This window comes from Nonomuraea sp. MG754425, assembly GCF_021699195.1.
GTDB lineage: Bacteria > Actinomycetota > Actinomycetes > Streptosporangiales > Streptosporangiaceae > Nonomuraea.
The window spans coordinates 1-6,565 of record NZ_SSXE01000319.1 but is presented as its reverse complement, the minus strand read 5'-3'; the positions used below and the strand labels follow the sequence as shown (position 1 = coordinate 6,565).

Here is a 6,565-nt window from a genome sequence, read left to right as displayed (position 1 = left end):
CGTAGAAGGCGGCCCGTGCCCGCTCGAACGCCTCCCGGTCCAGGACCGCGCCCTCGTGCGGGCCCTGCGTGATCGGCTCGTCGTGCAGGCGCGCGGGCAGGGTCTCGTCGAGCCGCGCCGGGAAGTCGTCGTCGAGCGGAACCCGGCGCTCGCCCGCCGCCTCCACCGGGCGGTCTCCGGGCGTGCCGGACGCCGGGGTCGTGGGCGCCGGGTGGTGTCCGGTCGCGCGGGGCGCCGGGATGGCCGCCGACGGGAGGTCTCCGATCGGGCGGGGCGACGGGATGGCCGCCGCCGGGAGGTCCCCGCTCACGTGCGGCGACGGGAGGTCCCCGGCCGGGTGCGGCCGGTGGGCGGTGGCCTCGCGCAGCGCGTACGCGCGCATGCCGTCCAGCCGCGCCTGCCCCGCCGCCAGCAGGTCCTCCAGCGTGAACGGCTCGCCCAGGACGGCCGTGACCAGCGCGCTCAGCCGGTCGATGGTCAGCGGCCTGGTCGGCGTGGAGGCGAAGACGCACAGGTTGAGCGCGTCGAGCCCGCTCCACAACCGCAGCAGCCGGGCGCTGCGCCGGCCGCGCTCCTCGTCCAGCTCGTGCGCCGGGGCGGGCAGCGCGCCGACGCGGGCGGCCTCGGGCAGGCTGTAGGCCAGCCCGGCGACCGGGTCGAAGTCGAGGTCGTGCTCCAGGGCGTCGTAGCGCGGCCCGCCGGGGGCCAGCGCGTAGCCGAGTCCGATGCCGGGCTGCGGGCGCGGGTCGAAGCACGGCACCTCCGCGCCCTTCACCGTCATCGCGTACGCCTGCGCGCCCCGCCCGATCCGCCGTGCCGCCCTCGCGGACCCCTCCGCCAGCAGGTCGCCCAGCTCGCCCGAGCGGCCGGCGACGTCCTCGATCAGGCCGCCCAGCGCCGCCGCGGCGCCGAACGCGGGCCCGCCGGGCAGCAGGCCGTGCTCGGCGCACTCCATGGCGAAGGCCAGCGTGCCGCCGAGCGAGACCTGGTCGAGGCCGAGATCGTTGCAGCGGGCGTTGGCGTCCAGGACCGTGTCCACGTCGTCGATCCCCAGGTTCCATCCCAGCGACAGGAACGCCTCCTGCCCGAGCCCGCCCGAGCGCCGCACCCCGGCCGACGCCGGGGGCGCGTACACCTTGATGCAGTCGTTCGGGCAGCCGGGGCAGCAGCCCGTGACCGAGACGGCACGGCCGGAGTAGTCGCCCGCGGACGGCACCCGCAGCCCCGGAGCCCCCGGCACCGAGAAGTTGCGGACGGAGGCGTAACCCGGGTCGCCCGCCCAGTCCGCCCAGCCCGCGAAGCCCGGCAGGCCCGCCTGGAGCGCGGCCAGCGGGTTCGTGGCCAGCGCCGCGCGGTAGTAGGCGGACAGCCCGGCGATCGCCTCCGGGTCGGCGACCTCGGCGGGCGCGTCGCCGACGCACACCACGGCCTTGAGGTTCTTGGCGCCGAAGACGGCCCCGAGCCCGTACCGGCCGGCGGCGAAGGCGTAGTCGGTGACCACGCTCGCGTACCGCACGAGGTTCTCCCCGGCCGGCCCCACGGCCGCCACGTGCGCGCCCTCGCCGTGCCGGGCGCGCAGCGCGTCGGTGGTGGCGGCGGTGCCGAGCCCGCGCAGCTCGCCGGCGTCGTGCACGCTCACCTCACCATCGCGCACCAGCAGGTACGACAGCCGCGCGGCCCGCCCCACCACGGCCAGCGCCTTGGCCCCGGCCCCGCGCATCCCCGCCGCGAACGGCCCGAGCGCGTGCGCCTCCCCGGCCGCCCCGGTCAGCGGCGACTTGGCCAGGAACACCGCCTTGGCCAGCCCGGGAGCCGCCGTCCCGCCCAGCATCCCGGCCGCGATGTACAGCAGCGCCCCGGGGTCGAACGGGTCCAGCCCCGCCACCGTCCGCTCCGCCATCAGCCGCAGCCCGAGCACGGACCCGCCGTAGTGCCCCTTCTCCGCAGATCGATACTCCTTCTCCACGTTTCCGCTGGTCAAATCCACAATGAACGGCATGACGGAGCCTCCAAGCACCGGAGCGGGGACCAGGAGCGGCACACCATCACACATGACCCGGCGCACGCAACTCACGGGGCCGCGTCAAGAGCGGGGAGGCGTGCCCCGCGATCAGGCCCGGACGCACCGGGTAGGTTGGCCGTCCATGGAGGCACGCCCGAAGCACCCACGCCCCGGCCGCGCGGCCCGGCGGCTCGCCTGGGCCACCGCCGTGCTCGTCTGCGCGACGGCGTGCGGCACGCCCGCGGACGGCGCTCCCGCGGCGAGCCGCCCGCCCACGCCCCCGCCAGGAACGCCGGCGACCGCGCAGGCGAGCGAGCCGCCGCAGGACGAGCTCCCGGCCCCCGGCGCGAAGCTCCCCGCCGACCCCGGGCGGCTGGCCACGGCGCTGAAGGAGACCACGGCGGCGCTCAACGAGGCCATCGACGCCTGGACGAAGGGCGGCCCGGCGTCCGGCGCGCCGCCCGCGGACGTCGAGCTGCTGGCCCTGCACCAGCAGCGCATCTACCGTCACGCCGCCCGCCACCCCAAGCTCGCCACCCGGACCTTCGCGCGGCTGCCCGCCGCCCTGGCCGCCCAGGCGAGGGACAACACGGCCGCGATCCGCGAGCTGCTCGCCCTGGCCCGCCCCATCGAACCCGACGCCGTGTTCAGGACGCAGCGCGCCCGCCCCGCGGCGGAGCTGCTCGGCTTCTTCAAGAAGGCCGAGCGCAGGTTCGGGGTGGAGTGGGAGGTGCTGGCGGCGGTGATGTTCGCGGAGTCGAAGTTCGGACGGGTGAAGTCGCAGAGCTGGGCCGGCGCGCAGGGGCCCATGCAGTTCATGCCCGCCACCTGGAAGGCGTACGGGATGGGCGGAGACGTGCGGGACCCGCGCGACGCCGTCATGGGGGCGGCCAACTACCTCAGGGCTAGCGGCGCCCCCCGCGACTACCGGCGGGCCCTGCACGCCTACAACCCGTCCCAGGCGTACGTGGACGCCATCCTGCTGCACTCGCGCCAGATCAGGCGCGACCCGCGCGCCTTCTACGCGTACTACAACTGGCAGGTGTTCGTGCTGACCACGGAGGGGGAGCGCCGCCTGACCGGTCCATAGCGGGCCCGGTCAGGCCCGGTCAGGCATGGTCGGTGCAGCAGGGCGTGGGGTTCGGCACCTCGGCGGGGGTGAGCCGGCCGGCGCGCGGACGCACACGTGAGGCCGGGGCCCCGCCCGCTCAGAGCTCCTCGTCGAGCACCCAGACGAAGGCGACGCCGGACTTCGGGAAGACCCAGCCGTCGAACCCGATCGAGACCGTGGGCGCGGGCCCGGGCGTGTGCAGGATCCGCGGCTCCACGGCGCCCGCGATGAAGTCCAGGACGTTGACGAACCTGATGCCGCACGCCCCGTAGCTGAGCTGCACCCGAAACCCCCTGGAGGGCTGGGCCACGTCGATGTTGAGCATGTGGCTGTTGCGCTGGACCAGCACCTTGTAGGCGTAGGAGACGCGGGCCATCCCCTGCTCGTGGGGCGGCGCGGCGAGATTGTCGACCAGGAAGCTCTGCGACGTCGTGCGGCGGGTCCGGCGGATCTGCTGCTCCCGCCCGTTGAGCGTGAAGTGGAACAGCTCGAACGCCGCCGCCGACCCGCCGTGCAGCCCGCCGACGGGCTCGAAGTACCACTCGAAGGTCGATTCGGGGTCGCGCACCAGCGTGCGGTACTCGGCGATGTCGGACACGCAGCTGAAGCGCAGCCGTTCCGGCACGTCGCGGGTGAGGTACTCGCAACGGGTGACCGCCTCCAGGAAGGAGCCCGTGCCGGAGGGCGGTCCCGCCGTGAAACGCGACAGGGTGATCGACACCTGGAAGTCGCGCAGGCGCTCCTTCGTGGCGATCACCTGGGCCCGCAGGTCGGCGTAGACCTCCTCGGCGAGTTCCCGGTCGCCGAGCCGGGCCGACAGCGCGTTGGTGGCCAGCCGGTCGATCGCCTCGGGGGCCATCGCCCGCGGCAGCTCCCGAGACTCGGCGGAGAACCGGTCGAGCACCCGCGACACGACGGTGTCGGCCAGCGCGGGGAACAGCCGCGTGAGCCGCTCGTCCACGCGGGACTCGGCGTCCTCGCCTTCGAGGTACTCGAAGAGCACGGCGATGAGCGCGGTGGACAGCAGGGCCGTCCCGATGTCCTTGAGCGGGACGTACCTGATCCAGCCGGTCTCCAGCACGGCGGGTTCGACGTTGACGACGACGAGCAGCGCGAGGCCCGCCAGGCCGCCGATCACCGCGTACAGGACGAGCTTGGTGGAGTAGAGCCGGTGTAACGCGGAGCGCCGGCCCGCCCGTTCCCGCCTACCGCGTCGTGTCATAACGCAGCCATCCGCGCGAGTAGCGCAGCGCCGGCTCGCTGTCCATGACGCCGATGCCGTCGTCGCGCAGGTACAGCAGCCCGTGCTCGTCGCGCAGCTCGGCCGCGGCCCGCGCGGCCAGTTCGGCGGTGAGCCCCGCCCGGACGCCGATCTCCCGCACCGTCAGGCCGGGCAGCGCGTTCTCGGCGAAGCGCAGGGCCGCCGGTCCGCACACGGCCGCCCGGGGGAACAGCAGGAGCAGCTCGACGGCCAGGGAGGTGAACGCGTCGGCCGGATCGAGCGCGCCGCGCCCGGAGATCCCGTCCAGCAGCCCGGCCTCGATCCGGTGCAGGGCGGGCCGCCCGCCGGCCAGCTCGCGGACGAACTCCGGGTACCCGACGACCGCGAGGTGGGCCAGCGCCTGCCGAGCGCCGTCCAGGTACCGCTCCCACAGACGGTGGTAGCCGCTGGACAGCCGGTTCAGGATGAACAGGCGGCGGGTCAGCGCGGTGCCCAGCAGCCGCTGCGACAGCCGGACCGAGCCCAGCAGGTCGCAGACGCCCTCCTCCAGGCCGTGCGCCGTGTGCCACCCGCCGGACCGGCCGAGCGCGTGGTGGATCAACTCGTGCGTCAGCAGGAACGACGAGTACGTCGGCGTCAGGCGTTCGCGGATGAAGTAGACGCCTTCCCGGATCCCGTACTCGGCGGTGTCGTCGCGGTCCACGGTCAGCGCCGCCGCGCTCGCGGAGCGTCCCGCGAAGGGGCCGGGGAAGGCGTCCACGACGTGGATCGCCGGAGGGTCGAGGCCGGCGAAGCCGTCGGCGCGCAGGAGCCCGATCCCCTTCTCGCACACGGCGTGCAGGTCGCGGACGATCCCCTCCTCGGTGACCGCCTCCTCGGACACCCGCTCGTCGCGCAGGACGCCGAGCACGGCCCGCAGGTCGCGTGCCTCGAGCGCGCGGCGGGCCGCCTCCTCGGAGGCCAGCGGCGCGCCGCCCTCGGCCTGTTCGGCCAGGATCCGCAGCAGCTCGGGACGGTCGGCCGCCTTGGCGATCCGGCGCCGCACGTCCACGGCGAAGCGGGGCAGGTAGGAGAACCTCGTCTCGGCCGGGTAGAGGGCGCTCATGAACAGGTTCGTCTGGGTGCTCGGGCTCTGCATGCGGGTCCCCAAGGACGGAGGATCGGGAAGGTGGTCAGCCGAGCTTCACGAACTCGACGTCGTACAGCCGGGACCGGCTGAGCGGCGTGCCGTCCGCCTCGACGACCAGCTCCTCGACCACGCAGTACGCGTTCCAGGCGGGGCTCGCGCGGTAGCTCTCGTAGTCGCCGTAGGCGGTCGTCAGCCAGGAGTGCGGCGGTTCGGCGTCGAACTCGTCCCGATCGAGCGCCCGGGGCAGCAGCCAGGTGGTGTTCCCGCCCGCCCGCCGCAGGAGGTCGCGCAGTTGCTCCTGGGACACGGCGGCCGTCACGTAGACGTGCGAGGCGCGGCGCAGCGCCTCGTCCAGGCCGGACTGCGGCAGGAGCCGGATCCGCTCCCGCAGCGCCGCCCGGCGGACGTGCGCGTCGAACAGGTCGTGCACCCGCGCGTTGGTCTCGAAGCCGGTGATGCGCATCCCCGGGTGCAGCCTGGCCATGCGGATCGCGTGAAAGCCCGTGCCGATGCCGATCTCGACGACCTCGGCGGCCCGCGACCAGCCCTCGGTGGCGTCCAGCAGGTATCCGACCAGGGCCGGCATCGACAGCTTGGTGTCCTCGGACACGGTGACGGTCTGGTTCAGGTAGGCGTGCGCGCGGTCGTCGCCGTTGACGAACTCCGCGCGGTCGGCGACGAGCGCCCCGGCCGCCCGCGCGCTTATCCCGACCCGGACGAGGACCTTTTCCAGCAAAGCCCGCCGCAATTCCTCCGGCGCATTCAGATATCCCGCGTAGTCGGCCGGGCCGAAGAGCCGGCCATAAAGGGCGATGTTGTACGGGATCAGCAGGGTCGCCTCGGCGAAATCCAGATGGGCGGCTCTGCGGGTGAGCTCGTGCGGGCTGAAGAGTGTCGCGTACTCGTAGAAGTCGGGCCGCAGGAACGTCTTCACCCGGCAGGTGTCGGTGGCCTTCTCGTCGGCCGGCAATGATCTTCCCCAACTCGGCTCGCGAAATATCAGATCATGGCATCGGCCCCGGATGACCTGGTCGCCGGCAGGCCGAAGGCGAACAGCGGGCGAAAAGAACGGATTTCCCCGTTACCGGCTAAGCGTTGCCC

Annotated in this window: 5 protein-coding genes; 1 reads left to right on the top strand and 4 read right to left on the bottom strand. The window is 74.0% G+C overall.

What is annotated here, in order from left to right; all coding sequences use genetic code 11:
- Positions 1-1,999 (bottom strand): aldehyde ferredoxin oxidoreductase C-terminal domain-containing protein (locus tag FAF44_RS51330; protein WP_237110789.1); only part of this gene is annotated, 1,999 nt, incomplete at its 3' end.
- A 145-nt stretch (positions 2,000-2,144) separates the two neighbouring features.
- On the opposite strand from FAF44_RS51330, the gene FAF44_RS51325 reads away from it, so the two are divergent.
- Positions 2,145-3,092 (top strand): lytic transglycosylase domain-containing protein, encoded by a 948-nt coding sequence (locus tag FAF44_RS51325; RefSeq protein WP_237110788.1) that lies wholly within the window; start codon positions 2,145-2,147, stop codon positions 3,090-3,092.
- Positions 3,093-3,210: 118 nt separating this feature from the next.
- Here the strand turns inward: FAF44_RS51325 and FAF44_RS51320 are convergent, their stop codons facing one another.
- From FAF44_RS51320 to FAF44_RS51310, 3 genes are read right to left on the bottom strand one after another with little or no spacing between them, the layout of a single operon-like run.
- Positions 3,211-4,335 carry a hypothetical protein gene (locus FAF44_RS51320; protein ID WP_237110787.1) on the bottom strand — a complete coding sequence of 375 codons (1,125 nt, stop codon included), beginning with the start codon at positions 4,333-4,335 and terminating at the stop codon, positions 3,211-3,213.
- Positions 4,319-5,473 carry a hypothetical protein gene (locus FAF44_RS51315; protein ID WP_237110786.1) on the bottom strand — a complete coding sequence of 385 codons (1,155 nt, stop codon included), beginning with the start codon at positions 5,471-5,473 and terminating at the stop codon, positions 4,319-4,321. The genes FAF44_RS51320 and FAF44_RS51315 overlap by 17 nt, the downstream gene beginning before the upstream one ends.
- A gap of 34 nt (positions 5,474-5,507) precedes the next feature.
- Positions 5,508-6,434 (bottom strand): class I SAM-dependent methyltransferase, encoded by a 927-nt coding sequence (locus FAF44_RS51310; RefSeq protein WP_237110785.1) that lies wholly within the window; start codon positions 6,432-6,434, stop codon positions 5,508-5,510.
- Positions 6,435-6,565: the final 131 nt, after the last annotated feature.